The organism is Pseudomonas sp. CG7 (assembly GCF_023701885.1).
Lineage (GTDB): Bacteria > Pseudomonadota > Gammaproteobacteria > Pseudomonadales > Pseudomonadaceae > Aquipseudomonas > Aquipseudomonas zanjanensis.
Genome location: NZ_JABAEE010000090.1, coordinates 1 through 24430 on the forward strand (window position 1 = coordinate 1; position 24430 = coordinate 24430).

Genomic DNA, 24430 nt, shown 5'->3' on the forward strand with positions numbered 1-24430 from the left:
CGATATAGCCCAGTACCACCGGTTGTTTGAAACGATGAAAGAGTACGGTTACCAGCCCCGCAGCCATCATGATGATCGCCAGATCCTGGATGAAACTGATGGCATGCATGTCGGGGCTCCCTGTTCAAATGACGCACTGCCGAGCTGGAGAAATCCGTTTCCGCTGTAGGAATTGCCCTCACAAGGGGCTTTTGAAGGGTAACACCGCGACGTCCGACAAAAAGACGGTGCAATATATGGAAACAGATCCATCGGCGCGTGACGGCAAGCACAGGCGCAGCGTCCCGATATCGGTGGTTTTAAAACGGGGTGACCTGTTTGCAGGCCACTCTCCAGCATCCGCAGAGGTGCACTCCCGAATGACTGCCTTGAACCGTGAGTACGTTATGGAACCCGGAAACGCCCAGCTGTCGATGACGGTGTTGATGACCCCCGATATGGCCAATTTCTCTGGCAATGTCCATGGCGGCACCTTGCTCAAATACCTCGATGAAGTCGCCTACGCCTGCGCCAGCCGCTATGCCGGGCGCTACGTGGTGACCCTGTCGGTTGACCAGGTGATCTTCCGCGAGCCGATTCATGTCGGCGAGCTGGTGACCTTCCTGGCCTCGGTGAACTACACCGGCAACACGTCGATGGAAGTGGGCATCAAAGTCGTGACCGAAAATATTCGCGAACGCTCGGTGCGTCACACCAACAGTTGCTTCTTCACCATGGTTGCGGTGGATGACCAGCGCAAACCCGCTGCCGTGCCGCCCTTGCAGCCGCAAAACAGCGAAGAAAAGCGCCGCTACGAACAAGCCCAGCAACGGCGGCAGATTCGCCAGGAACTGGAGAAGCGCTACCAGGAGATCAAGGCAGACGGGCCTTGATCGGTCAATGAAAAATCAACTGTGCGAGCTTGCTCGCGATGGCGGTGTGTCAGTCAGCATCAGTATTGACTGATCGGCTGCTATCGCGAGCAAGCTCGCTCCCACAGGGGTTTTGCAGCATTTCCACAGGGGCGATCAGAGGCTGATCGGCACCGCCTCGAACCGCACCCGTGGATGGGCGATCCGGTCCTGGGCACGGACCAGTTCAAGTTCATAGCTTGTGCAGGCCTGGGTTTCCAGCAGCACTTCGTGCACCGCAGCGGCGGTGAATTCGAACGCCGCCACCAGGCTGTCCCCCAACAGTATCCGTGCCAGGAACAACCCCGAGGTCAGGTCACCCACACCCACCGGCTGGCGCGGGAACGCCAACAGTGGACGGCGCAGGTGCCAACTGCCCTCGGCGGTCACCAACAGCATTTCGAAGCTGTCATCGGGTTTGCCGGGGTAGGCCAAGTGCTTGACCAGCACCGCTTTCGGCCCACGGGCCAGCAGCGCGCGAGCCATCGCCAGGCAGTCCAGCAACGACTGCGCCTTGCGCCCGGAAAAACTGTCCAGTTCCAGTTGGTTCGGGCACATGAGATCCGCCACGGCAGCGGCTTCTTCCAAGAGAAATTTGCTCACCTCGGGCGCCACGATACAGCCCTTCTCTGGATGCCCCATGACCGGGTCACACAGGTACAGCGCCTTTGGATTGGCCGCCTTGATCCGCGCCACGCCCGTCAGAATCGCCCGCCCCTGGGCCGCGCTGCCCAGGTAACCGGATAACACCGCATCGCAATGCCCCAGCTCACCGATGGCGGCGATGCCTTCTACCAATGCGGGTATTTGCTCGGGCGCCAGCACCTCGCCGGTCCATTGGCCGTACTGGGTGTGATTGGAAAATTGCACGGTATTGAGCGGCCAGACGTTCACGCCGACCCGCTGCATCGGAAACACTGCGGCGCTATTGCCGGCGTGCCCGAACACCACGTGGGACTGAATGGCAAGCAGATGAGGCGTACGTTTCATGCGGGAAGTTTCCGTAAAACGATTGAAATTCAAGCCGCGCAGTATGCGACTAAACGCAGCCTGTACGACAGACCGGCGAGACAGTTAAGCTGACAGCAACTTGTCGGAGCACTTCGTTCATGCTGACCCTTGGAAACATTTTCGTGCTGATGCTGCTGGCTAGCGGCGGCGCCTGGCTGTGGCACAACCATGGCTTGCGCGAACGGGCGTTGGCGAGGGTCATGCAGCATTGCGCCAACCTCAAGATCGAGCTGCTGGACGGCAACGTGGCGCTGAAAAAAATCGGCTTCGTAAAGGACGCCAATGGTCGACGACGCCTGGCTCGCGTCTACACCTTCGAGTTCACCGTCACCGGCGAAAGCCGCCATTCGGGCACCATCACTCAGTTCGGTGCCCACAGCGCCCACATAGAACTGGCGCCCTACCCGATGCCGTTCGAAGAAACACCACCAACCCCTATTGAACCGGTCCAGACCAGGCCCAGGGCCGAAGTCATCGAGTTGAGCCAGTGGCGCCAGGAACACAACAAGTGGAAGCCTTGAAACAGGGTTGATTCAGGCACACCGGCAGTTCGCCAGTCCGGCTTGCAGGTGATCGACGTCTTGCGGCTGATCGAAAATCAGCTCGATCCGGGAATCCTGGCGCCATTCGCTGGCCTGCCAGCCCAGCGCCGTCCCTTCCAACGCATTGGCTGAAACCCAACCGTCGAGGCTGTGGATAACCATCTTGGCCCGTTTCCAGTCCTGGCCCTGTAGCCATCGTGTCAGCGCCGCTGCATCGAGTCGTTGGCTTGGGTGCCAGCGCCAACCGATACTCCAGCCACCCTCCTGTTGCTGATGCAGGCAGATTGGCTGAGTTGGGTCGGACCAGATGGCCGGTATCTGCCCCAAGCGCTTGGGCAGGGTCAAGTTATCCACAGCCCCGTGGCCCAGCGCCATCAGGCCTGGCAATCGCTCGATCGGTAATGCCGCGTGTTGCGTCCAGTACAACGCCCGCCCTGGCAGTTGCGCCGTCAACCGTTCGCGGTCGGCTTGGGTGAGGGTGTTGGATTTGTTCAGCACCAGCAGTCCGGCATCCGCCAAGGCTTGTTGCTGTGCATCGGGCAAGGGCTTGCCGTCCAACATCGCCCGGGCATCCAACACCAGCACACAGGGTTGCACCGCCAGCACGCCGAGCCATGGCGCCTCGCTCAACTGCCGCATCAACTGCGCCGGATGACCCAGGCCCGAAGGTTCGATGAACAGCCGATCGGGCCTGGCCTTGCGCAGCAAACGCCCAAGACCGATCTGAAACGGCGCGCCGTTGACGCAGCACAAGCAGCCGCCGGCCACTTCGCCCAGTGCGATACCATCGCCAGCCTGGGTCAGCAGCGCGGCATCCAGGCCGATCTGGCCAAACTCATTGATCAGTACCGCCCAGCGCTCATTGGCCGGGCGTTGGGCCAGCAAATGCTTGATCAGGCTGGTCTTGCCAGCGCCCAAGGGACCGGCGATGACATGGGTGGGAATGTGCTGCAACATAATCGACGACTTTCGATGGAGGTGAAGATGCGAATGATCGGTTGGTTGTTACTGGCACTGACTTCGAACCAGGCATTGGCCCAGGCTTGCGTGGTCCACAGCCAGGCGGAACGACTGGATGTGAAAGTCTGCCAGCAGAACCGCAACATCCCGCAGAAGCTGTTTGCCGGCGGTTTCTGCCAGCCAAACCTTGCCGGTCAGAAAGTCGAGGTGCAATACGTCGATCAATGTCCTGGCGGCGCGTTCGGCGTGTGCAGCAACGCCCAGGTCGCCAATATGCCTTACCGCCAGGATATTCACTATTACGGCGTGGCGACCGATGCCGCTTACCTGCAGCCATTTTGCGAAGGGCAAAGCCAGGGAACCTGGTTCAAGCCTTAAACCAGCCAATCCAGGGTGAGAATCAGGCGACGCTCTCCCGGCGCGGGCTCCGGCGAGCGATGGAGCAGGCCAAACCCCTCATTACCGTGCCATTTCTCGCCTTTAAGCAAGCCGACATCACCGCAACCAAACTGCTGGATCACGCGCGGATCAACCGGCCCGGCTTCAGGCTGTGCCAGGCGCCGGCGGTCCATGGCTGCCTCCTTGAGCCACTGGCTGCCGACACCCGCATAGGTAGTCAGCAACCGCACCGGCACGTGGTCGACATGGAAGCGCGGGCACATGGCCTTATCCAAGGTGCGTAGACGCAAACCGACACGTTGGGCGCCCAGCAGGCAGGCAAACGCACTGACGAGCCAGGAAACATCGGCGATAAAGCCTTCTTAGCCTTGCAGGTCGCTGAAACCCGCAGCCAGGCCGTGCAGCGCCGGCTGGGTGTCTTCCTCTGGCAAGTCGAGCACACGGGATTCGGCCAGTGGCTGGTCCATCGCCAGCACCATGGCGGCAAAATCGCCGATGTGTGCAGGAAGCTGCCGCTGCCAGACCGCCAGGTTGGTGCCGTCCTCCAGGATCTTCGTGAAGATGCCTGGCGTGTCGCCTTGGACCTGCCGGATCTGCATCATTCTTTTCAGAGTCGGCGCCAGCATCACGCTGCGACCTCTTCATGCCATGGGCCGCACGGATCGGGCAACAGCCGCCAGCTTTCGGCGCCGAGGGCCATCTCCGCATCGGTGAGCAGGCAATCGTCCAGCTCAGCGGTAAGTTCGGCAAAATCGATGTCCTGGCCAATGAAGACCAGTTCCTGGCGACAATCGCCCGTGGTGGCCAGCCAGTTCTTCATGATTGTCGCCGTGCTCTCTTCATCCTGCGGCCATTGATTCTTCGGCACGAACCGCCACCAGCGCCCGGCGAAACCATGCCGCATCAAGCCTCCCGCCTGGGACCAACTGCCCGCCTCCTCAGGCTTGCTGGCCAGCCAGAAAAAACCCTTGGAGCGCAGGAGCTTGCCGTTGGGCCACGGACGGTCGATGAAGCTGAAGAACCGTTGGGGATGGAACGGCCGGCGGGCACGGTAGGCAGTCGAGGCGATGCCATATTCCTCGGTTTCTGGCACATGCTCACCACGCAGTTCCTGTAGCCAGCCGGGCGCCTGGGCGGCGCGTTCAAAATCAAAAAGCCCCGTGTCGAGAATTCGGCCCAGGGGCACCTGCCCCATGACCATGGGAATAATCTGTGCCTGGGCGTTGAGGCGCCGCAGAATCGCGCTCAACTCTTCCCGCTCGTGTTGGCTGATCAAGTCGATTTTGCTGATCAGAATGACGTCGGCAAACTCGATCTGTTCGATCAGCAAATCGGTGATCGAGCGCTCATCCTCGTCTCCCAAGGTTTCGCCCCTTGAGGCCAGGCTTTCGGCAGCTTGGTAATCCAACAGGAAGTTCACCCCATCAACCACCGTGACCATGGTGTCGAGTCGCGCCACGTCGGCCAGGCTTCGGCCTTCTTCATCACGTAACGTGAAAGTTTCCGCCTCGGGCAACGGCTCGGAGATTCCCGTGGATTCGATCAACAGGTAATCGAAACGCCCTTCCCTGGCGAGCTGCCCGACTTCTTCAAGCAAGTCCTCACGCAGCGTGCAGCAGATGCAGCCGTTGCTCATCTCGACCAATTTCTCTTCGGAACGACTCAGGGTGACATCTCGCTGGACTTCGCTGCCATCGATGTTGATTTCGCTCATATCGTTGACGATTACGGCGACCCGCAAATTGTCGCGATTACGCAGGACGTGGTTGAGCAGCGTGCTTTTACCGGCACCGAGAAATCCGGAAAGCACGGTTACGGGTAGGCGATTGGGCATCGGTATATCCTCATCGGGCGGCCGCTTCGACGACGGCTCGTTTCCAGGGTTTGGCTGGGTTCAGGGCCTGGTTCTTTTTATGTTATAGTATAACAACACTATTCAACCAGCCCCGCCGGCTCTCATTGGCCCGAGATCAATCCATGCGCGACCATCTGAAATTTGTTTTGGCGGGTCCGCTTTTGCTATGGGCGCTGAGTGCGGCGGCCCAAAGTCCACTATTGGCGAACTGCACCCGAAGCGCGAATTTGCTGGCCTGTGTGGATGGCCAAGGCAATGCCTACAGCGTCGCAACGGCGGGAAATACGATTTATTTACGCGGTTTTGAAGCCGTCAGTCGCCGCTATTGGGCGCAAACGAACAGCCGTTACGGTCAGCTTACGTTCTTTACGGGCTTGGCATCGGATGGAGAAAGTTGGGTTGGCTACAGCCGGCGTGGGGGCTGGACAACCCTTAATCGCTTTTCAAGCTCGGGCGGTAGCGGCGGATCATTTGTATGCGGTCGTATGAACGGTTGTCAGGCTTCACCGCGCTGATGTTTCACGTGGAACGTGAACGTTTAGGAAGATGAAACTCCTTTCATGGAAAAAGGCTTCTTTAATTTTACCGTTATAATATAACATCTAATTTTGAACCTTCGATGGGCCTTGACCATGAATGCGTTAACGCTGCCCGACGTGGCTGCGCAGGTTTCACGTCAAACCCTGCCCCTTGATTGGGTGGGTATGTGCGGCATCGCCACACCGGTGTTGATTGACGGTCAGCGTCTAAGTGCAACGGCCGACGCCGGCGTCAGCCTTGATGACGGTGAAGCGCGCGGTATCCACATGTCACGTTTATACCTGGCGCTAGGGTTGCTTGAGGAAAGGCCACTTTCACCATCGCTAATGCGCCAAATCCTGGAGCAATTCCTCGACAGTCATGAAGGTTTGTCCGTTGCGGCTTCGCTCAGCGTGCACACCGATCTGCTGCTCAAGCGTCCGGCGTTAATCAGCCCGTTGATGGGCTGGAAAGGCTATCCGGTGAGCATTGAAGCTCACTTGAAAAACACAATGTTCCACGTGGAACTGAAAATCCAGATTCCCTATTCCTCGACTTGCCCATGCTCGGCAGCCCTTTCCCGGCAGTTGATTCAGCAGCAATTCGTCGACGATTTCGCCAATAAGAAACCCGAGCACGCTGAAATCCTGGCTTGGTTGGGTTCATCGAATGGGATCGTCGCCACCCCACATAGCCAGCGCAGTACCGCAACCCTGACCCTGCGCCTCGACGCCGATGTTGAGGAATTGCCTCTACAGTCGTTCATCGACGAAGCCGAAGCAGCCCTCGGCACCGCTGTGCAGACCGCCGTCAAACGCGCCGATGAACAAGCATTCGCCCTGGCCAACGGCCAAAACCTGATGTTCTGCGAAGACGCTGCGCGGCGACTGAGCACGGCCCTGGCCCGGTCCCCCGGGATCACTGCCCTGGAGGTACGCGTCGTTCATGCCGAAAGCCTCCATGCCCATGACGCCGTGGCTCAAAGCCGCTGGACCCGAGACCCATCATGATCAACTGCCAAGCACTGCGCTGGGGCATTTCCGGCCAACCACTCACGCCGCCGCTCGCCATGGAGCGGCCGGAAGGCAGCCTCACAGCCATCATCGGTGCCAACGGCTCGGGCAAAAGCAGATTGCTGAAAGTGCTCGCAGGCCTGCAAAAACCGCTCTCCGGCAAGGTCACCCTGAATGTTCCACGACGTGGTGGCGTTTCATTCATGCCACAGCAGCAACATCTGGATCGGCAATTTCCCATCAGCTTGCAAGAATTGGTGGCCGCCGGCTCATGGGGCAATCGGCACACGCCTGCGATGCGAAGACAGTTGCTGCAAACCGTACTCAAGGATTGGGCACTGAGCGGCCTTGAACATCGTCCATTGATGGCGTTGTCCGGGGGCGAGTTGCAACGCGCCCTGCTCGCTCGCCTGAGCCTGGCCGAAGCGCCCTTGCTGTTGCTCGACGAACCCCATGCCGCCCTCGACGAACAAGGCCAGGCGCTACTGTGGAAACACATTCAACGCTGGCATGCCGCAGGGAGAACGATCGTGGTGGTGTGTCATGATTTGGCGGCGGTACGCCAACATGTCCCCCATACGCTGCTGATCAAAAACACTGGCTGCGTGCTGGGCCGCAGTATCGACTTGATTGCCCAACAACCCCAAACGTGGGTGGCTTGATGCTCACGGCCACGCATTTCTGGCAACCCTTCCTGGAGTTTGTCTTCATGCGTCGGGCCTTGCTGGGCGGCCTGGTGTTGGCGTGCAGCACGGCGCCGTTGGGTGTGTTCCTGATTCTTCGGCGCATGAGCTTGATCGGTGACGCGGTGGCTCACGGCATCCTGCCTGGTGCCGCCCTCGGCTTTTGGTTTGCCGGACTAAGCCTGCCAGCGTTGACCATCGGCGGCCTGGGCGCGGGCTTGAGCATGGACGGACTCGCCGCCTGGATTACCCGCCGCACCGGCCTGCGAGAGGACGCCAGCCTCGCGGCGATTTATCCCATTTCCTTGGCCGCGGGTGTGCTGATCCTTGGCATGGCGGGCAAACGCCTGGACTTGCTTCACCTGCTGTTCGGCTCGGCCTTGGCGGTGGACGGCCCGACGCTCTACGGCATGCTGTGGGTTTCCGGCGCCAGCCTGGTGGCGATGGCGTTGATCTATCGACCGTTGCTGCTCGATACACTGGACCCGCTGTTCCTGCAAACCGTGAGTCGTCTCGGCCCGTTGGCCCATGGCGTGTTCCTGACCTTGGTGGTGCTGAACCTGGTGATCGGCTTCCAGGCCATCGGCGCACTGATGGTGGTCGGCCTGATGATGCTGCCGGCCGCCGCGTCGCGATTCTGGAGCCGTCGCCTGCCGCTGCTGATGCTCATCGCCGGACTGCTCGGTTGCCTCTCAGTCTGGCTTGGCCTGTTGCTGTCCTTCTATTACTCACTGCCCAGCGGGCCGTCCATCGTTCTGGTGGCAGGCGTGTTGTATCTGTTGTCGGTGGTATTCGGTCCGGTGCACGGTTTGCTGCGCCGCCCGCCTTTGCTCACATCCCAATGAGGTGTCTCCCGATGCGCGTTCTGCTCGTGCTACTCAGTCTGATGCTGTCCATGTCCCTGTCCGCCGCCGAAAAACTCCAGGTCGTGACCAGCTTCAGCATCCTCGCCGACATGACCCGGCAGGTCGGCGGTGAGCATATTCAAATCACCAACATGGTCGGGCCGGACGCCGATGCACACACCTACGAACCCACGCCAGACGATGCCAAGGCATTGCTCAAGGCAAAACTGATCATCAAGAATGGCTTGGGCTTCGAGCCGTGGCTGGACCGCCTGGTGACCAGCACCGAAACCAGCGCCCCGGTGATCAGCGCCAGCCGCGGCGTTATCCCGCGGTCGTTGGATGAGGATGGCGAGACCATTCCCGATCCGCACGCGTGGCACAACCTGGCGAACGCCGAGCTGTACGTCAGCAACATCACCAAGGCATTGGAAGCGGCCGACCCGGCCAACAAAGCCGATTACGAACGCAACAGCCAGGCGTACCTGAAGAAGATCTACGCCCTGCTCGCCGAAGCCAAGGCCAAGCTCGGCGCATTGCCTGCCGGTAATCGCAAGATCGTGACGTCCCATGATGCATTCGGTTACCTGGGCCAGGCCTACGGCATCGAGTTCATGGCGCCCCAGGGTTTGTCCACCGAGCGTGAACCCTCGGCGGCAGAAGTCGCGGCGCTGATTACCCAGATCCGGCAGGCAAAGGTCAAAGCGGTGTTCATGGAAAACATCAAGGACGCCCGCCTGCTCAAGCAGATCGCCGACGAGAGCGGCGCCCACATCGGTGGCACGCTGTACTCCGATGCACTCGCCGCCAGCGGACCGGCCAGTACGTTCACTGGCCTGTTCGAGTACAACCTCAATACGTTGTATGGAGCGCTGAGTCGGCCGTGATCAGGTTGTGTAATGGGTGGGGAGCATGGGGGCTGCTGCGCAGCCCAGCGGGAGCAAGCTCCCTCGCCACAGGGTTGCTGTCGCCTGAAAGGGTCAAGCCCTCGGCTTGACCGTTCCGCAATCCTGCCCCAGCCACACCGCGCGCGTGTCGAGGCTGCCGTTCTGCTGGATGCCGGTGGCGTTAAAGGTGCCGTTAACCTTGGTGGTGAATTCACGATCGCTCTGGAACGTAGCGACCCCATTCCCCTTGGCTTTCGGGCAACTGAAGCGAAACTTCCACTGATTGCCGGTGCGCTCGGTGATCTCCTGTTTACAACCCGATTGCGGGTCTTGCAGCGGAATATCATTGGTCTGCACCTGCGCCGGGGTCAGGCACACGCGAATGCCTTTACCGCCCATGGTGATCCCCTGCTTTTCCAGCATCGCCCGTTGCTCCGGGGTCATCTGGGTTTGCAACTGGCCGAGGATCAGTTGCAGGTCCGGCAGGTTCTGGTTATCGACCTTCATGTTGCTAGTGGTCAATTCCCACAAACCCGGCTGGAGCATCTGCGCCTGAGCCGCCATCGGAACCGACAAACCCATCGCCAAGGCCACACCCAGCAGACGAACATTCATTGCACAAACTCCAGAGGACAAGTGGCCGTTAGACGCCACCGACAGGCTTCGGTTCAGGGCCAAGACCTGTGAATTAAATAGCGACATTCACCTTGGAACATGGTCTGTTAAGCATTGAAACTTCAGGAGCAAGACTGCCCCATGGATTATTTCGGCCCGCATGTTTTCGGTTACCTGATCGCGCTGCTCCACACCCTGGGTTCCATCGCCGCTGTCCATGCTGTACTGACGGTGCGCACCGCCCAAGGCTCGATTGCCTGGGCCCTGTCGCTGACCTTCATTCCCTACCTGACGTTGATTCCTTATCTGGTGTTCGGCCGCAGCACCTTCGATGGCTACATCAAGGCGCGCCGGCAAGCCAACGAGGAAATGCGCAAGGCGATCTCCGAGCTGAACTGGCGACCGTGGGTCGAAGAAGCCCTGACCGCTCGCGCCTCCCAGGCCTACGCTTCATTGCGGGCCATGCCGAAACTGGGGCGCGCACCGTGCCTGGCGAATAACCAGGTGCGGTTACTCGTCAACGGCCATGCCACGTTCGAAGCGATTTTTCAGGCCATTGAGCAGGCACGACAGGCCGTGCTGATTCAGTTTTTCATCATCCATGACGACCGCCTCGGTCAACGCCTGCAAACACTGCTCTTGAAAAAAGCCGCCGAAGGCGTGGCGGTATACCTACTCTACGACCGTATCGGCAGCCACTCCCTGCCCCACCGTTATGTGCAAGCCTTGCGCGACGGCGGCGTCCATGTAAAAGCGTTCGCCACCCGCAGTGGCTGGCTCAATCGGTTCCAGGTCAACTTTCGCAACCATCGCAAGATCGTCGTTGTGGACGGCGTGCTGGGGTTCGTCGGCGGGCACAACGTCGGTGACGAATACCTGGGCGAAAAACCACCCTTGGCGCCGTGGCGCGACACCCACATCCAAGTGCGCGGGCCGGTGGTGGCAAGCATGCAGGAGTCGTTCGCCGAAGACTGGTTCTGGGCGGCCCGTTCGCTGCCTCCATTGATCCTGCCAGACAGCTACCCAGACGACGGCGTACTGTGCCAGTTGCTAGCCAGCGGCCCGGCCGATGACTATGAAACCTGCTCGTTGTTTTTTGTCGAGGCCATTCACGCCGCCAGCGAACGCGTGTGGATCACTACGCCATACTTCATCCCCGATGAAGCCGTGTTCGCCGCCTTACGCCTGGCGGTACTACGCGGCGTGGATGTGCGCATCCTGCTGCCCTCGCGGCCCGATCACAAGATCGTCTACGCAGCGTCCAGCCTGTATGCATTTGAAGCGGTTCGGGCCGGCGTGCGGGTGTTCCGTTATGCGCCGGGTTTCCTGCACCAGAAAGTGGTGTTGATTGACCGGGAAATCAGCGCCATCGGCAGTGCGAACCTGGACAACCGTTCGTTCCGCTTGAACTTCGAAGTCATGCTGCTCACCGTGGATATTCCGTTCGCCAGCGAGGTCGAGCAGATGCTTGAAGAGGACTTCGCCCAGGCCCAGGAAATCGACAAACAGGAAAGCCGGGAGACCCACCGCCTGCAGAAGATCGGCATGCGGATCGCCCGGCTTATTTCGCCGATTCTTTAAGGGACGTAGAGATCGTCCCGGGTCCAGGGCAACTCGTGACTGCCGTCGGCGTGCGCCTTCACCGCCAGGATCTGGTGCAGATTGATCCAGCCCTTGGCGAACGCGTAGGCGCAGCCGGCCAGGTACAGTCGCCAGATCCGTAACGCCTGCTCCGACACTTCCTTGGACGCCGCCTCAAGGTTGTCCTCCAGGCGTTCACTCCAGTGATCGAGGGTGCGTGCGTAGTGCATGCGCAGGCTTTCCACGTCGACAATCTCTAGCCCGGCTTCGCTGATCTGCGCGGAAATCATCGACAGGTGCGGCAACTCACCGTTGGGGAATACGTACTTCTCAATGAACTCGCCAGCGCCGCGACCGACCGGACGCCCGTCGGTGTGCTTGGCGGTGATGCCATGGTTCATCACCAACCCGCCCTCTCGCACGGCGCCGAACAACGTCTTGCAATACTGCTCGAGGTTGGCATGGCCGACATGCTCGAACATGCCGACGCTGACCACTTTGTCGAAGCGGCCGTCCTGGGGCAGGTCGCGGTAATCCAGCAGTTGCAATTCGACCTGACCCTCCAGGCCTTCGGCCTTGACCCGTTCCCGGGCCAGGGCCAACTGCGCCTTGCTCAGGGTGATACCGAAGACCTTGGCACCGAACTCCCGCGCGGCGTATCGCGCCAGACCGCCCCAGCCGCAGCCGACATCCAGCAGGTAATCGCCTGGCTGCAATCGCAGCTTGCGGCACAGATGACGGAATTTGGCCTGCTGGGCTTGTTCGAGGGTTTCGCTGCCCGGCTCGAAGTAAGCGCAGGAATAGACCATGTCACTGTCGAGCCACAGCTGATAGAACGCATTGGAAAGATCGTAGTGGTAGGAGATCGCCTTGGCGTCGGTTTCCTTGTCGTGGACCGAACGTACCGGCTGGTTACCGGCATCATCCGCCACCAATGCCTGGCTCAATTCATCGCAGACCCGAATGACTTCGTGGATCGAACCTTCGAGTTCCAGCTTGCCTTCGACAAACGCCGCCCCCAATGCGTCCAGGCTGGGGTGGGTGAATTGCGCGACCATTTGTGGGTCCTTGACCACAATCGTGACGCTGGGATCGGCACCCAATGAAAATTCATGGCCATCCCAGAGCCGCAGCCGAAGCGGGAGATGCAGATTCTGTAAGGCCGGTGGAAGTTGCGCGAGCATGGATAATCCCCCTTGTTTCAGACGTCTGAAATGAGGGTAGACCATGTTAGAAAAATAGCTGGCTATCGAATTTATAGCCTTTTTCTATCGCTGTCCCATAACACTCCCTGTGACGGGTAAGTCCCGCGGCGGTATGCCCTCTCCAACAGCAGACTGCGCGTGGAACGCACAGTTCGCCTGGAGCTATCCAACGGTGCCTTTCGCTTGGACCTTGAGCAATGGCTCATGGAAGCGCAGCAAGCGCCCGGCATTACCCAAGACTAGCAGCGTACTCAAATTGTGCAGCAACGCTGCGATCATTGCCCCCGCCGCGCCAAGCCAACCGAAAGCGGCAAACGCAACGATGGCCAACGTCCAACCCAAGCCAATGATCACGTTGACCTGCAACGTGCGACGGCACTGGCGACTCAACCGCACGCAGGTGCCGAGGCGCCGCAGGTCGCTGCCGATCAACACGATGTCCGCCGACGCCAGGGCGATGTCGGCACCGCCCGCGCCCATGGCCACACCTACCACCCCGGCCTTGAGCGCCAGGGAATCGTTGATGCCATCGCCTACCACCATGGGGCGGAACCCATGGTCGATTTCAGCCATGACCCGTTCAAGTTTGTCTTCCGGCAAGGCCTGGGCTTGCACCTCGCTGATGCCGACGTCCCGGGCCAGGGTCGCAGCCACGCTCTGACGGTCGCCGGTCAACAGCAGCTGGCGGCCCAGACCCAAGTCCCGCAGTTCAGCCATGGCCATCTGCGCCTCCGGCTTGACGCTGTCGGCCAGCAGCAGCCAGGCAAGAAATTGCCCGTCCAAGGCCAGCCCGGCAATCGGACCGTCGTGCTCAGGGATCGCCGATGTTTGAATGCCCAGCTGTGTAAACAATTCCGGCCGACCGAGGGCCGCTTCACCCTGTGCGGTCATGGCGACCACACCCAACCCTTGGCGCTCACGGATATCCGACAGCGGCAGGCCGTTTTCCTGTTCCACCAACCCCGCCAATGCACGACTGACCGGATGACTGCTGGCCGAACCCAGGCTGGCGGCCAATGGCAGCAACAACGATGCGTGGGCATCCTGGGCACGTTCGATGGATTGCAGGCGCAGCACGCCGTAGGTCAAGGTGCCGGTCTTATCGACCACCAATGAGGTCAGGTCCGCCAGCTCTTCCAGGAAGGCCGAGCTGCGGATCAGGATCCCGTGGCGCGCCGCCACCGCAATGCCGGCAATGGCCGTGGCTGGCGCCGACAGCACCAACGCGCAAGGACACGCCGCCACCAATACCGCCAACATCGCCTGGGCATCGTTGGTGACGAACCAGGTCACGGCTGCCAGCAACAGCACCAGTACCAAGTAGCTGCCGGCATAGCGCTCCAACAAACGGGTAATGGGTGGCTTGGAACGTTCGGCGTTTTGCATCAGGGCAATGACTTTGCCCAGGGTGGACGCTTCGCCGGTGCGGGTCACTTCCAGGCGCAGCAGGCCGTCCAGATTGATCGCTCCGCCATAGATCTCGGTGCCAACGACTGCCTCCAGCGGCACCGATTCACCGGTGATGGGCGCGGTGTCGAGGCTGGCCTGGCCGGACAATACGCGGCCATCGGCCGGCACTCGGTCGCCGGCGCGCACCTCGACGACATCGCCAGGCTGGAGAGTCGCGTTGTCGACATCAATGATCGAGCCATCGGCCTGCACTTTGCGACCTTGGCTGCGGGTCAATTGGCCAAGGGCATGGATCGCTTCCTGGGAACCAATGACACTGCGCTCTTCCAGCACATGACCGAAGATCATGATGATCGGCAGTAACGCCGCCGTCAGCAGATCGCCAGTGGCCCAGGCGCCGAGCATCGCCAGGGCGATCAGTTGGTCAGTGATCCCGTGCAGGCTTGGGTAACGCAAGCTGTACCAGGCCGAACGCATCACCGGCACGGCCACCAGCAGCGAGGCGACCCCCAACAGCAGTTGGCTGACACCGCTCTGCTCCGGCGACCAGCCGCGCCATGCCAGGCCCAATGCGAGCAAGCCGAGGGCGACCATTGCCAAGGTCAATTGCCGAGCAGCGGTGCGTTGTTCCGCCGAGGACAACATCGGTGCTGCGGGGGTTTGCGCGCTCATTGGCCGGCTCCCTGGATGATCAGACGAGAATCATCTTTCGGGTCGACCGTGGTCACAGAACCGGCCTGTCGAAGGATGGCAGGCATGCGTTCGCGATACAGGCGCAGCAGCATTTGCGGATCACTGCCTTGGGTCTTCGCCAGGCCGAGCACCGTGGCCGTGTCGGCCGAAGCCTTGGCGAGCCGTTCGCTGGCCTGGGCGTGAGCGACTTGCACGGCACGGTCTGCGTCTTGGCGAGCGGCCTGGGTGAGTTTTTCCGCTTCGGTGCGGGCGTTGGCAACGGCTTTGTCGGCCTGCTGGCTGGCGGTCAGCACCGCATTGAACGCACTCACCGCCGGCCCCGGCAGACTCGATTGCACATCGACCCGCACCACTTCGATGCCCAGCCCCTGCCCTGTCGCCGCCAAATCAGCCAAGCGTCGGTTGATGCCTTGCACCAGATCACCCCGCAAGCGTTCACGCCGCTCGGCGGCTTGGTTATCGCTGCCCATCAGTTCGGGGCGAGCCACCAGAATGGAGTCCAGGTCCCGGGCCGCGGTCAGGGCGACGGCGCTGCGGGTCGCCAGCCGGTCCAGCGCCGGCAGGACATGCTCACCTTGTAGAACGAAGGCGTAAGGGTCGGTGACTTTGTAAAACACGCGCACATCCAGTTGCACCGCGCCGGCATCACCGGTCAATAAATAACCAGAACCGGCCAACGCATCGCTGACCGGCGTGGCGAAACTGGCGACACGATCGGCTTGCAAGGCCGCATCCGAGCGCAGCAGATTTTCCACCCGCCGCTCAAGCACCCGATCCGCGGCAGGCAGCAGGATCACTTGTTCCACGGGACGCGGCCACGCCAGTAAGAGACCGGCATTCTGGACTCGATCCAAGGCGCCAAAGTGCAGGATCACCGCGCGATTCTGCGGATCGATTTGCCGCACATTGGAAAAGACCCAAGCCAACGCCGCCAACACCGTCACGGCGTAAAGCGCCAGGAACGCCAGGCGCCCGGCCTGGATCCACGGACTGGATAACTCGTTTGTTCCACGTGGAACCACACTCATGGTTGTGTTCCACCTTTGCTTTCCACGGAAGCAGGGCCGTCCACCAGCACACGGAATGGCGCGGCATCGGTGCGCAAAATGAGCTTGGTGCCAGGGCCGACGATGGTGCCCAAGGTGTCCAGCGAACGCAGCAAGTTGTAGAGCTGCGGGGAGCCAGCGTATGCCCGACCATAAATCTCGGCCGCTGCTACCCGGGACTGCGCTTCGATATTTGCTGCCTTCACCGTTGCATCCGCTTGCACCACACGGGCATCACGCTCCGCGGCGGAGCGAATCTGCGCCGCCTCCCGTTTGCCGATGGCGGTGCGCTCGGTGGCGATCGTCTCGCGCTCGGCTCGCATGCGATCCACCGTTGCGGTCAGTGTCACAGAGGGCAAGGTCAAGCGCTCGATACCGACTTGCAACACACGCACGCCGTAAGTGGTAAGCAACTGTTGATCGATCTGCTGACGCAGCTGGGCTTCGAAATCGGCAATGCGCACCTGGCTGGCATCGGTGTTGACCAGGTTCGCCAAGTCGAAACTGGCGGCCGTGGTTTCCAGCGCTGAGCCGACAAACGTGCGGATCTGTCGCGCCGCTTCGTCCGGTTGGTTCTGCACCGCGCGCATGAAACGCTGCACGTTGTCCGGATCACCCTGCACCTGCCAAGCCACATACGCCTGGACGATGATCCGCAGTCCGTCGCGAGTACCGACGTCCTGCAGGCCGCTGGATGTGGTACGCAATCGCAGGTCCACCGGGATCGCCGCCTCGAACGGCGCCGGCCAGCGCCACCCCAGGCCGGGTTGCAGCAACACCCGGGCCGGATTACCGAAACGGGTGATGACCGTGGCCTCCCCCGAACGCACCTGCCGCAGGCTCGCGGCCGCGACGGCGAATGTCACCAACAACACCGCCCAGCCCATCCGTCGCCAAGGAAACGGACCGGCTTGCTGCGGATCGCCGTGATGGTGGTGGTGATGACCGCCATGGCCGTCATCGTGACCGGCGTGGTCGTGGTGACCGTGTGAAGAGGACTGGCTCAATGGGCAGCTCCTGGTGAGGCAGGGTTACGCGGCGACGCGGGGTCGGCCGGCAGCGTGAAGGTACGCAAGTCGATGGTCGGCGCGTTGCTGTTGCCGCCCAGGCGATGATCGAGAATCAGCAACTGGGCATTGCCCAGGCCCTGGCTCAGTTGGCTCAGATAGTGTTCCAGCATAAAAGCGTGCCCCGCCGTGGCATAGGCTTTGCGGTCGGCGCTGAAACGCAAATCGGCAGCCTGGGCGGTCGCGTTGATTTCCTGGGCCGTGGCAGTGGCCTGGTCATGGGCGATGCTCGCCTGCAACTGCGCTTGGTTGGTCTGTTCCGCCGCCGCACCACGCTCCCGGGCGATCAATGCTTGGGCGCCGATCTGCGCCGCCTGCACGCCGTGGTAGGCATTGGCTGCACCGGCCGGCGGATGAATCGCCTCCACCACCGTCGCCAGGATTTCCACACCGCTGTCGAGCGACTGCAAATCCGCCTGCACGGCGCGACCAATTTCGTCGGCCAGACTGACACGGTCCGCACCCAGCAAACCATCCAACGTGCGCGAAGCAAATTCATGCACCAGGATGCGGCTAGCGGTGCTGCGGATCAGCGTTGGCACATCGGCGCTGTTGTAGGCCGCCGCCAATGCCGCGGCGTCAGTCAGGCCGATGCGATAGACAAACCGCACGTCCATGTTGACGATCTGGAAGCTCTGTTGGTCGGCACGACGGCTGGCAATGACCTGGGACTTGTCGTTCACATGGCTGGCGTCCCACAACCGATTGGCAATGGCCGGCGCCGGGCCTTCCGCCGGCGCAGCCTCGACCACCGCCCGGTTATCCGCGGCGCTGGTCGCCAGTTCATGCACAACACCGTTCTCGACGTTGAGCACCCTGCCCCACGGCCAAGGCAACGCGACGTGCAAACCGGGGCCGAATACTTCTACCGGTTTACCGAAACGCTCATAGATGCCCCGCCCTTGCAGCGGTACCTCATGTACGCCCGTCAACAACCAGCCCACCAGCGCCACTAGCGCCAACACCGGCAAAAAAGCCCGGCGCATGTAGCTGAAGGCCCAGATCTGGCGCAGGTCGATGCCAAAACGGTTGTGCAGCTCATGCTGCAAGGCCAGCAACGGTTGCGGCGGCCAGCGCAGCAGATCGGCGATGACGCTGCGCCCCAGCAGCGTCGGTTCCAGGCTGTCCCGGCGCGGAATGAATAACGACAGCACCGCGCGCAGCAACAACTCCGCCGCCCCCAGCCCCGGCAATAGCCCCATCAGTACCGCCAGGCGCATCGGCCAGAGAGACGTTTCGGTGGCGAACAGCAAGCACAAGGCACCGAGTACCAGCACGATGATCGCCACTCGGGGCAGTTGCGCCAGCGCCGGCGCTTCCGGCCATTGCGCCGTGGATTGCTGAGCCAATTGCCGCTCGAATACCAATAACCCGAACGCCAACAACAACGACAGCACCGCCCCCACACTGGCCGAGACCCCGAGGGTGGCAGCGGGCAATTGCAAGTCCCAGGCTTGCTCCAGGCTCAGTAATGCCAGCACCGCCCAACCGGCCAGCCACAGCGTAGGCGCTCCGATTTGCTTGAGCAGGCCGACCGAGCGTGCGCCGATGCGGTCCAGCAACCGCTCATACCAACCCAGGTTATCAACAGGCACGTTTTCAATCGGCAGGTTATCCACAGGCGGCAACAGCGCTTTGCTGCGCCATAACGTCACCCACCAGGCCGATTGCAAGCCTGCCACCAGCACCAACAGCCCCGCACTTTGGCTGACCAACAAGGCTGGCCATAGCGATTGCGGCGAGAACACCCCGATAAAAAACGCCAGTACCAGGCCCACGCCCGCCACGCTTCCCAAGGCGAAGGCGATCCGTTTCAAGCGGCGCCCTTGGAACGACGCTCGCTGAAAACGCGGCCATTCGGCGACTTGTGCCCCCTCGATAGCTAGATCGACTTGCATACCACCCCAGCACTTGTGGCGATCAAAATCCGGGCCCGTGGGCAGACGCCACCGACACGCTGTTATAGGTCGTTACCTTATTACGATTGCTGTGAAATTTCCGTTTTGAATTCTTCATGGCAAGGCCCACGCTGGCCGCTTGACTTAAGCCTTGACCGTAATCTCTGGAAACGCTCATATTACAGCCATAATTTTTTATCAGGCCAAGCGGGAGAACAGCGATGAGCAACTACGACGTGGTCATTCTGGGCGGCGGCCCTGGCGGGTATAACGCGGCGATTCGGGCCGGGCAGTTGGGACTGAAGGCCGCCTGCGTCGAAGGTCGAGCCACCCTGGGCGGCACCTGCCTGAACGTTGGTTGCATGCCCTCCAAGGCGCTGCTGCATGCCTCGGAACTGTACGAAGCGGCCACGGGCGCGGAGTTCGCCACCCTGGGCATTGAAGTCAGCCCCACCCTCAACCTTGCGCAAATGATGAAGCAGAAAGACGACAGCGTGGCGGGCCTGACCAAAGGCATCGAGTTTCTGTTTCGCAAGAACAAAGTCGACTGGATCAAAGGTTGGGGCCATATCGACGGGCCGGGCAAGGTGACCGTCACCGCTGACGATGGGACCAAGACCGAACTGAGCGCCAAGGACATCGTCATCGCCACCGGCTCGGAGCCCATGCCGCTGCCAGGCGTGACCATCGATAACCAACGCATCCTCGATTCCACCGGTGCCTTGTCCCTGGGTGAGGTGCCCCGGCATCTGGTGGTGATCGGCGCCGGCGTGATCGGCCTGGAACTGGGCTCGGTCTGGCGGCGCCTGGGCGCCCAGGTCACCGTGGTGGAATACCTGGATCGCATCTGCCCGGGCGTGGACGGCGAGGCTGGCAAGACCTTGCAACGGGCCTTGGCTAAACAAGGCATCCAATTCAAGTTGAGTGCGAAGGTCACCGGCGCCGCTACTTCGGGCAGCGGCGTGCAATTGCAGGTCGAACCGGCGGCGGGCGGAGAAGCACAGACCCTGGACGCCGATTATGTGCTGGTCGCCATCGGTCGTCGGCCCTACACGCAAGGGCTGGGACTGGAGAACGTCGGGTTGAGCACCGACAAACGCGGCATGCTCGCCAACCAGCGTCACCGCACCGAAGCGCCCGGCGTCTGGGTGATTGGCGACGTGACGGCCGGACCGATGCTGGCCCACAAGGCCGAAGACGAAGCCATGGCCTGCATCGAACAGATCGCCGGCAAGGCCGCCGAGGTCAATTATGGGCTGATCCCCAGCGTCATCTACACCCGTCCGGAACTGGCCAGCGTCGGCAAGACCGAGGAACAACTCAAGGCTGAAGGCCGGGCCTACAAGGTCGGCAAGTTTCCGTTCACCGCCAACAGCCGAGCCAAGATCAACCACGAGACCGAAGGGTTCGCCAAGGTCCTGGCCGATGAACGCACCGATGAAATCCTTGGCGTGCACCTGGTGGGCCCGAGCGTCAGCGAGATGATCGGTGAGTACTGCGTGGCCATGGAATTCAGCGCCTCGGCCGAGGACATCGCCCTGACCTGCCACCCCCACCCTACCCGCTCGGAGGCCCTGCGCCAGGCGGCCATGAACGTGGAGGGGATGGCGACGCAGATGTAGGAACAACGCAAAGCTGGAGCGAACAATTTTTTGTGGCGAGGGAGCTTGCTCCCGCTGGACCGCGAAGCGGTCCCCATCGTTTCCCAGGTCAGGCAGCAGACTCGCAAAATGACGGCCGCTGCGCAGCCGAGCGGGAGCAAGCTCCCTCGCCACAATTTGTGTTCGGCTGGCCGTTAGTTTAGCTGGCCGACATCCGCGCCTTGCGCCGGCGCCGGCTGATCAGCCCCAACGCCATCGCCACCACCAGCACGACCCCGCCCACTTGCAGCCAAACCTTGTAAGGCCGCAGCGTCGAGCGAATCGGGTCCAAGGCCTGGGTCACGTAGCGTTTGTTCGCCGAGCTGAAATCCGGTTCCTGGCATTGATGGCCGAAATCCCCGGCCCAAACCACATACGGACCGTCCTTCACATAACGCTGGTACAACACGCTTTGCTCTTCAAGGCTGGAGTTGTATCCCACGGCTTTGCACAGCACCGCCGCAAACGCCTGGCTGGTATGGGGCAGATAATCCGCCGCTTGGCTCGCCAGCGCCGTAGCGACAAACCGATAGTGATAACGCACGTCCGGCTGCGCGGCGCTGGCCTGCTGGCGTTGCACTTCCCCTTCGGCCACCAGCGGCCCGACTTTCAGCTCGACCGGTTCCAGGCTGTAGTTGCCGCCCAGGCTGGCGTAATCCGGCGCCATCTCATAGCCGAGCAGTTCCATACCCCATTTACGCGCCATCCGCGACGCATTGAAATACGCCTCGGCCCGCCGGGTTGGCCACCATTTGGACTCTGCATCCTGGCGCAACTGCCCATAGGCACGGGCCTTGTTCTGCAGGTCCGGGTTATCGAAATAAGCCGGCGCCTCATCAAAGCGCCCTTCCCTCAGCAAACGCCGACCCAGCAGATTGCGCAGGCTCGCGGCCACGGGCAGCGGCACGTAGTTGTCTCGATCCTCCTGGCTCAATGCCGGTGGCGCCGGGACTTGGGCGTCGACGTACTGCTTGAGCTCCTCCACCGTGAGCACCCGCTCAGCGACGGCGGCGGCGTCATACCAATAGTTGCCCTGGCCGCGATAGAGCTGATCGAAGGCTTGCAGATAATCACCGCGCTGCAAGGCCAGGATTGCGCTTTCACCCTCGCCCCGGCACTTGGGTTGCACCGACTCGTAGTTCCACTCCGGTGTGCGACGGTTGCCCCAGGACTCAGCGTGCGGAAAGGCCTGGGCGGCCTTGGCATACGCTGCCGCCGCGGCCACCTTATCGCCATCGCGCAAGGCCAGCTTGGCGCGCACCCACCAGGCCAGGCCTGTGTCGGCAGCCTTTTGCACAAAAGCCTGGGCGCTGGCGTAATCGCCGTGCTGGTAACTCACCGCTGCCAGGCGGTCGGCGTCGTCCAGGTTGTCCCGAGCGTTGGCCTGCAACAGTTTGACCAACCTCTTCTCACCCGAAGGTTCTTCACCGTCCCACCAGCCGACGCGGCTGAGCAGATAGGCGGTGACCAGACGTTGCACCGACTTGGTCTTGAGCAATTCACTCAAGCGTTCATCTGGCTGGACGCTCAAGCCTTGTGCCAATTGCAGCAACGAGCTGTAGCCGACCGGTGAGCCTTGCAAGTTCTGGATCGCGTACAGGCCGATGGCGCTGTCCCAGTCGTCTGCGGTGTAGGCCACCCGGGCTTCTTCACCGAGGCTGGCAATACCCAGCTCCAACGGATCGCTGAAGCCGGCAATGCTCATTTCCCGGGCCTGGCGAAACACTGCGCGCGCCTGGTCCTGCAAGGCCACGGGGTCGCCACTGCCCGCCTCGGTGCTCACGGCGAACAAGGCCCGTCCCAGGGAATACGCGGCCCAGGTGCTGCGCAACCGACGTTGATCAGCCGGCAATGCCAGCAATTGCTGGAAGGCCTCCACGGCGCGCTGATGTTCACCGACATTAAAAGCCGCCGCGCCGAGCGCATACAGGCGCAGCTCGTCCGGCAGATTCGCCGCTTCAGCCGCCACCTGGTCGATGTCAGTCAACGCGCGCAAGCGCTCCACCACCGCTTGTTGCGGCGGTGTGAGGCCAATCTGTTCGGCCTTGGTGCGTTGCTCCACGTAGGAAGGCAGGTCGTCATAGCTGTAGTCCGGGTTGCGCGTCGCCTCGGTGGCCGGCTTGAGCCCGGCAATCGCCTGGCCGAGACGGCTGACCTCGAAGCGAAAGCTGCCTTCGGGCAATTCCGCCAACGTCTGGGCGCGGTTATCCAGCAGGCGCATCGGGAAATCCGGCCCGCAGGCCAGCGCCGGGCCCAACGGCAGGCAGAGGCTCAGGCACAGCAGATGACGAGGCCACTCACGGGTAAACATTGAAACCTCCTTGGTCGATTTTCGTACAGCGCGCCCAGCCGATTGCCCGTTGGCTACCCGCCGCCAAGCGACCTTCCTGAATGCGGGTGAAGGTAAGCAGTCCGGGGGTTTGTTGCAACGTATAACCGGCGAAGGCATCGACACCGTCACAGGCGCCGACCGTCAGCGTCAGCCGCTGGGGCCAGGGACTGTCAAGATTGCCCTGGTTGACCAGGCGGATATCGTACAAGCCGTCCTGCTGCTCCCACTGCAACGCCAGGCGACTGTCCAGATGATCGCCCCGAGCGACAGCACCGAGGGTGGTCAGGCTCCATGCCCGTCGGTCCCCGGCCAGGGGCAGGCGAAACCAGATCAGCCCGGCAAGATGTTGCGGCGGGTCCGCCCGCAAATCTGCCGCAAGCCCGGCCACTTGTTGCGGATCGGCCAGCAACTCCTGACGCTCGCCGCCGCGATCGATCGGCACTTCGCTTTCCACCACCGGCATGCCGCTCTCCTGGGTCAGCAGCGCCACGCCGTAGGCCGGCAGGGCCAGGTAAAACGGCCGCGAGGTGAGTTCACCCCAGCGTTGTGCCCAGCGTCGGGCCTGTTTCGGGTCGAACAGGCCTTGCCGTGGATCACTTACCGCGTGGACCTGCAGCACGCTGCTGTCCACCGCTTCCAGCACCCCCGGCAATACGGGGCTGTCGAGCCAGGCCGGTAGCGCCGTGATGCTGAGCCGCAGATTGGCCGGCAGGCTGTGCCGCAGTTGGCCGAGGAATTGTCCATAGGCCGGCAACCGCGCATTGCCAGCATCGTGGTCGATCTCCACGCCCACCGGGGTCAGGCCTTGGGCTTGCCAATCGCCCAGCACTTGCTGGATTTGCGCGATGACTTCGTCTTGGTCCAGGGCCTTTAGCTGGCCGTCCAGGCGAATCACGGCGATCAGCGGACGGCCGTCCGCCTTGAGCAAGGCCGGATCGATCCGCGCACGGCGCCAGCCCGCCTCGGGAAACGCCTGCAACGCCAGCACCCGCAGCGTGGAAAAGTCACCCTGGCTTTGGCGCAGCGCCAGCCCGTGGGCCGGCGTCCATTGGCGTTGCCAGATATAGAGTTGTTGATCGAGGGCCGGCGCCGGGGATTGTTCGCAGCCCCCTAGAAGCAACGCGGCGAGGCCCAGGGTGAGCCGGAAAAGAAACGTCATGAAGCCTTACCATCCATAAAAGTCTGGCAGATTACGCCCCCCGGACCCTGGCGAATATCTGTGGCGAGGGAGCTTGCTCCCGCTTGGGTGCGCAGCGCCCACCAAAAGGGGGGGGCCTCGGCACCCCGCCGGCGCACGGTGCCTCGGCCCACCCGGGGGCCGGGCGGGGACGGGCGCGCG

General features: G+C 61.9%; 22 protein-coding genes and 1 pseudogene. 10 read left to right on the forward strand and 13 right to left on the reverse strand.

Annotated elements, in window-relative coordinates:
* Window positions 1-109 (reverse strand): hypothetical protein (locus HGO40_RS26145; protein ID WP_250965413.1); only part of this gene is annotated, 109 nt, incomplete at its 3' end.
* A gap of 277 nt (window positions 110-386) precedes the next feature.
* Here HGO40_RS26145 and HGO40_RS26150 point away from each other — a divergent pair.
* Complete coding sequence (locus HGO40_RS26150; protein ID WP_041023987.1) at window positions 387-872, forward strand: acyl-CoA thioesterase; 486 nt, start codon at window positions 387-389, stop codon at window positions 870-872.
* Window positions 873-1007: 135 nt separating this feature from the next.
* On the opposite strand, the gene pdxY is transcribed toward HGO40_RS26150, so the two are convergent.
* The gene (pdxY, locus tag HGO40_RS26155; RefSeq protein ID WP_250965394.1) at window positions 1008-1880 is read right to left on the reverse strand and encodes a pyridoxal kinase PdxY; all 873 of its coding nucleotides are present in this window, start codon (window positions 1878-1880) and stop codon (window positions 1008-1010) included.
* A 119-nt stretch (window positions 1881-1999) separates the two neighbouring features.
* Between pdxY and HGO40_RS26160 the strand changes: the two genes are divergently transcribed.
* On the forward strand, window positions 2000-2422 hold the full coding sequence (locus tag HGO40_RS26160) for a DUF3301 domain-containing protein (protein WP_250965395.1): 423 nt from the start codon (window positions 2000-2002) through the stop codon (window positions 2420-2422).
* 12 nt (window positions 2423-2434) lie between these two features.
* Here the strand turns inward: HGO40_RS26160 and HGO40_RS26165 are convergent, their stop codons facing one another.
* Window positions 2435-3400, reverse strand: coding sequence for a CobW family GTP-binding protein (locus HGO40_RS26165; protein WP_250965396.1), 966 nt, complete (start codon window positions 3398-3400; stop codon window positions 2435-2437).
* Between the two features lie 27 nt (window positions 3401-3427).
* Between HGO40_RS26165 and HGO40_RS26170 the strand changes: the two genes are divergently transcribed.
* Window positions 3428-3781 (forward strand): NADH:ubiquinone oxidoreductase, encoded by a 354-nt coding sequence (locus tag HGO40_RS26170; RefSeq protein WP_250965397.1) that lies wholly within the window; start codon window positions 3428-3430, stop codon window positions 3779-3781.
* Here HGO40_RS26170 and HGO40_RS26175 read toward each other — a convergent pair.
* Together HGO40_RS26175 and zigA are read right to left on the reverse strand one after the other, a co-directional pair.
* Window positions 3778-4428, reverse strand: a pseudogene (locus tag HGO40_RS26175) (DUF1826 domain-containing protein). The gene HGO40_RS26170 and the pseudogene HGO40_RS26175 overlap by 4 nt on opposite strands.
* Window positions 4428-5636: a zinc metallochaperone GTPase ZigA gene (gene zigA / locus HGO40_RS26180; RefSeq protein ID WP_250965398.1), complete on the reverse strand. Its 1209-nt coding sequence runs from the start codon at window positions 5634-5636 to the stop codon at window positions 4428-4430. The pseudogene HGO40_RS26175 and the gene zigA overlap by 1 nt, the downstream one beginning before the upstream one ends.
* 143 nt (window positions 5637-5779) lie before the next feature.
* On the opposite strand from zigA, the gene HGO40_RS26185 reads away from it, so the two are divergent.
* The 5 genes from HGO40_RS26185 to HGO40_RS26205 all read left to right on the forward strand — a co-directional run bounded on the left by HGO40_RS26185 (window position 5780) and on the right by HGO40_RS26205 (window position 9604).
* Complete coding sequence (locus HGO40_RS26185; RefSeq protein WP_250965399.1) at window positions 5780-6172, forward strand: glutamine synthetase; 393 nt, start codon at window positions 5780-5782, stop codon at window positions 6170-6172.
* 117 nt (window positions 6173-6289) lie between these two features.
* Window positions 6290-7186: a GTP cyclohydrolase FolE2 gene (gene folE2 / locus HGO40_RS26190; protein ID WP_250965414.1), complete on the forward strand. Its 897-nt coding sequence runs from the start codon at window positions 6290-6292 to the stop codon at window positions 7184-7186.
* Window positions 7183-7851, forward strand: coding sequence for a metal ABC transporter ATP-binding protein (locus HGO40_RS26195; protein WP_250965400.1), 669 nt, complete (start codon window positions 7183-7185; stop codon window positions 7849-7851). Before folE2 ends, HGO40_RS26195 begins: the two co-directional genes overlap by 4 nt.
* Window positions 7851-8717 (forward strand): metal ABC transporter permease, encoded by an 867-nt coding sequence (locus HGO40_RS26200; RefSeq protein WP_250965401.1) that lies wholly within the window; start codon window positions 7851-7853, stop codon window positions 8715-8717. The genes HGO40_RS26195 and HGO40_RS26200 overlap by 1 nt, the downstream gene beginning before the upstream one ends.
* Window positions 8718-8728: 11 nt before the next feature.
* Window positions 8729-9604, forward strand: coding sequence for a metal ABC transporter substrate-binding protein (locus tag HGO40_RS26205; RefSeq protein ID WP_250965402.1), 876 nt, complete (start codon window positions 8729-8731; stop codon window positions 9602-9604).
* A 93-nt stretch (window positions 9605-9697) separates the two neighbouring features.
* Here the strand turns inward: HGO40_RS26205 and HGO40_RS26210 are convergent, their stop codons facing one another.
* Window positions 9698-10219 (reverse strand): DUF3617 domain-containing protein, encoded by a 522-nt coding sequence (locus HGO40_RS26210; RefSeq protein WP_250965403.1) that lies wholly within the window; start codon window positions 10217-10219, stop codon window positions 9698-9700.
* 141 nt (window positions 10220-10360) lie between these two features.
* Between HGO40_RS26210 and cls the strand changes: the two genes are divergently transcribed.
* Window positions 10361-11800, forward strand: a complete 1440-nt coding sequence (gene cls, locus HGO40_RS26215) for a cardiolipin synthase (protein WP_250965404.1) — start codon at window positions 10361-10363, stop codon at window positions 11798-11800.
* Here the strand turns inward: cls and cfaB are convergent.
* From cfaB to hflK (HGO40_RS26240), 5 genes are all read right to left on the reverse strand, one after another.
* Complete coding sequence (gene cfaB, locus HGO40_RS26220) at window positions 11797-12984, reverse strand: C17 cyclopropane fatty acid synthase CfaB (RefSeq protein ID WP_250965405.1); 1188 nt, start codon at window positions 12982-12984, stop codon at window positions 11797-11799. The two genes, cls and cfaB, sit on opposite strands and share 4 nt — an antisense overlap.
* Window positions 12985-13167: 183 nt before the next feature.
* On the reverse strand, window positions 13168-15087 hold the full coding sequence (locus tag HGO40_RS26225; RefSeq protein WP_250965406.1) for a heavy metal translocating P-type ATPase: 1920 nt from the start codon (window positions 15085-15087) through the stop codon (window positions 13168-13170).
* On the reverse strand, window positions 15084-16136 hold the full coding sequence (hflK, locus tag HGO40_RS26230; RefSeq protein ID WP_250965407.1) for a protease modulator HflK: 1053 nt from the start codon (window positions 16134-16136) through the stop codon (window positions 15084-15086). Before hflK (HGO40_RS26230) ends, HGO40_RS26225 begins: the two co-directional genes overlap by 4 nt.
* Window positions 16133-17161 carry a protease modulator HflC gene (hflC, locus tag HGO40_RS26235; RefSeq protein ID WP_250965408.1) on the reverse strand — a complete coding sequence of 343 codons (1029 nt, stop codon included), beginning with the start codon at window positions 17159-17161 and terminating at the stop codon, window positions 16133-16135. Before hflC ends, hflK (HGO40_RS26230) begins: the two co-directional genes overlap by 4 nt.
* A complete protein-coding gene (gene hflK / locus HGO40_RS26240) occupies window positions 17158-19119 on the reverse strand; it encodes a protease modulator HflK (RefSeq protein ID WP_250965409.1) in 1962 nt (653 codons plus the stop codon). Before hflK (HGO40_RS26240) ends, hflC begins: the two co-directional genes overlap by 4 nt.
* Before the next feature lie 221 nt (window positions 19120-19340).
* Between hflK (HGO40_RS26240) and lpdA the strand changes: the two genes are divergently transcribed.
* The gene (lpdA, locus tag HGO40_RS26245; RefSeq protein ID WP_250965410.1) at window positions 19341-20741 is read left to right on the forward strand and encodes a dihydrolipoyl dehydrogenase; all 1401 of its coding nucleotides are present in this window, start codon (window positions 19341-19343) and stop codon (window positions 20739-20741) included.
* A gap of 178 nt (window positions 20742-20919) precedes the next feature.
* Here lpdA and HGO40_RS26250 read toward each other — a convergent pair whose 3' ends face one another.
* Together HGO40_RS26250 and HGO40_RS26255 are read right to left on the reverse strand one after the other, a co-directional pair.
* Entirely contained in the window at window positions 20920-23070 is a 2151-nt protein-coding gene (locus HGO40_RS26250) for a hypothetical protein (protein WP_250965411.1), read from the reverse strand.
* Window positions 23057-24250: a DUF3142 domain-containing protein gene (locus HGO40_RS26255; protein ID WP_250965412.1), complete on the reverse strand. Its 1194-nt coding sequence runs from the start codon at window positions 24248-24250 to the stop codon at window positions 23057-23059. Before HGO40_RS26255 ends, HGO40_RS26250 begins: the two co-directional genes overlap by 14 nt.
* Window positions 24251-24430: the final 180 nt, after the last annotated feature.

Excerpts from the sequence above, each read along its gene's own strand:
- HGO40_RS26200 (WP_250965401.1), top strand. The coding sequence starts at position 7,851 with ATGCTCACGGCCACGCATTTCTGGCAACCCTTCCTGGAGTTTGTCTTC.
- cfaB (WP_250965405.1), bottom strand. The coding sequence starts at position 12,984 with ATGCTCGCGCAACTTCCACCGGCCTTACAGAATCTGCATCTCCCGCTT.
- HGO40_RS26160 (WP_250965395.1), top strand. The coding sequence starts at position 2,000 with ATGCTGACCCTTGGAAACATTTTCGTGCTGATGCTGCTGGCTAGCGGC.
- cls (WP_250965404.1), top strand. The coding sequence starts at position 10,361 with ATGGATTATTTCGGCCCGCATGTTTTCGGTTACCTGATCGCGCTGCTC.
- HGO40_RS26170 (WP_250965397.1), top strand. The coding sequence starts at position 3,428 with ATGCGAATGATCGGTTGGTTGTTACTGGCACTGACTTCGAACCAGGCA.
- HGO40_RS26195 (WP_250965400.1), top strand. The coding sequence starts at position 7,183 with ATGATCAACTGCCAAGCACTGCGCTGGGGCATTTCCGGCCAACCACTC.
- pdxY (WP_250965394.1), bottom strand. The coding sequence starts at position 1,880 with ATGAAACGTACGCCTCATCTGCTTGCCATTCAGTCCCACGTGGTGTTC.
- HGO40_RS26250 (WP_250965411.1), bottom strand. The coding sequence starts at position 23,070 with ATGTTTACCCGTGAGTGGCCTCGTCATCTGCTGTGCCTGAGCCTCTGC.
- hflK (WP_250965407.1), bottom strand. The coding sequence starts at position 16,136 with ATGAGTGTGGTTCCACGTGGAACAAACGAGTTATCCAGTCCGTGGATC.
- zigA (WP_250965398.1), bottom strand. The coding sequence starts at position 5,636 with ATGCCCAATCGCCTACCCGTAACCGTGCTTTCCGGATTTCTCGGTGCC.
- lpdA (WP_250965410.1), top strand. The coding sequence starts at position 19,341 with ATGAGCAACTACGACGTGGTCATTCTGGGCGGCGGCCCTGGCGGGTAT.
- HGO40_RS26210 (WP_250965403.1), bottom strand. The coding sequence starts at position 10,219 with ATGAATGTTCGTCTGCTGGGTGTGGCCTTGGCGATGGGTTTGTCGGTT.
- HGO40_RS26255 (WP_250965412.1), bottom strand. The coding sequence starts at position 24,250 with ATGACGTTTCTTTTCCGGCTCACCCTGGGCCTCGCCGCGTTGCTTCTA.
- folE2 (WP_250965414.1), top strand. The coding sequence starts at position 6,290 with ATGAATGCGTTAACGCTGCCCGACGTGGCTGCGCAGGTTTCACGTCAA.
- HGO40_RS26205 (WP_250965402.1), top strand. The coding sequence starts at position 8,729 with ATGCGCGTTCTGCTCGTGCTACTCAGTCTGATGCTGTCCATGTCCCTG.
- HGO40_RS26150 (WP_041023987.1), top strand. The coding sequence starts at position 387 with ATGGAACCCGGAAACGCCCAGCTGTCGATGACGGTGTTGATGACCCCC.
- hflK (WP_250965409.1), bottom strand. The coding sequence starts at position 19,119 with ATGCAAGTCGATCTAGCTATCGAGGGGGCACAAGTCGCCGAATGGCCG.
- HGO40_RS26225 (WP_250965406.1), bottom strand. The coding sequence starts at position 15,087 with ATGAGCGCGCAAACCCCCGCAGCACCGATGTTGTCCTCGGCGGAACAA.
- HGO40_RS26185 (WP_250965399.1), top strand. The coding sequence starts at position 5,780 with ATGCGCGACCATCTGAAATTTGTTTTGGCGGGTCCGCTTTTGCTATGG.
- HGO40_RS26165 (WP_250965396.1), bottom strand. The coding sequence starts at position 3,400 with ATGTTGCAGCACATTCCCACCCATGTCATCGCCGGTCCCTTGGGCGCT.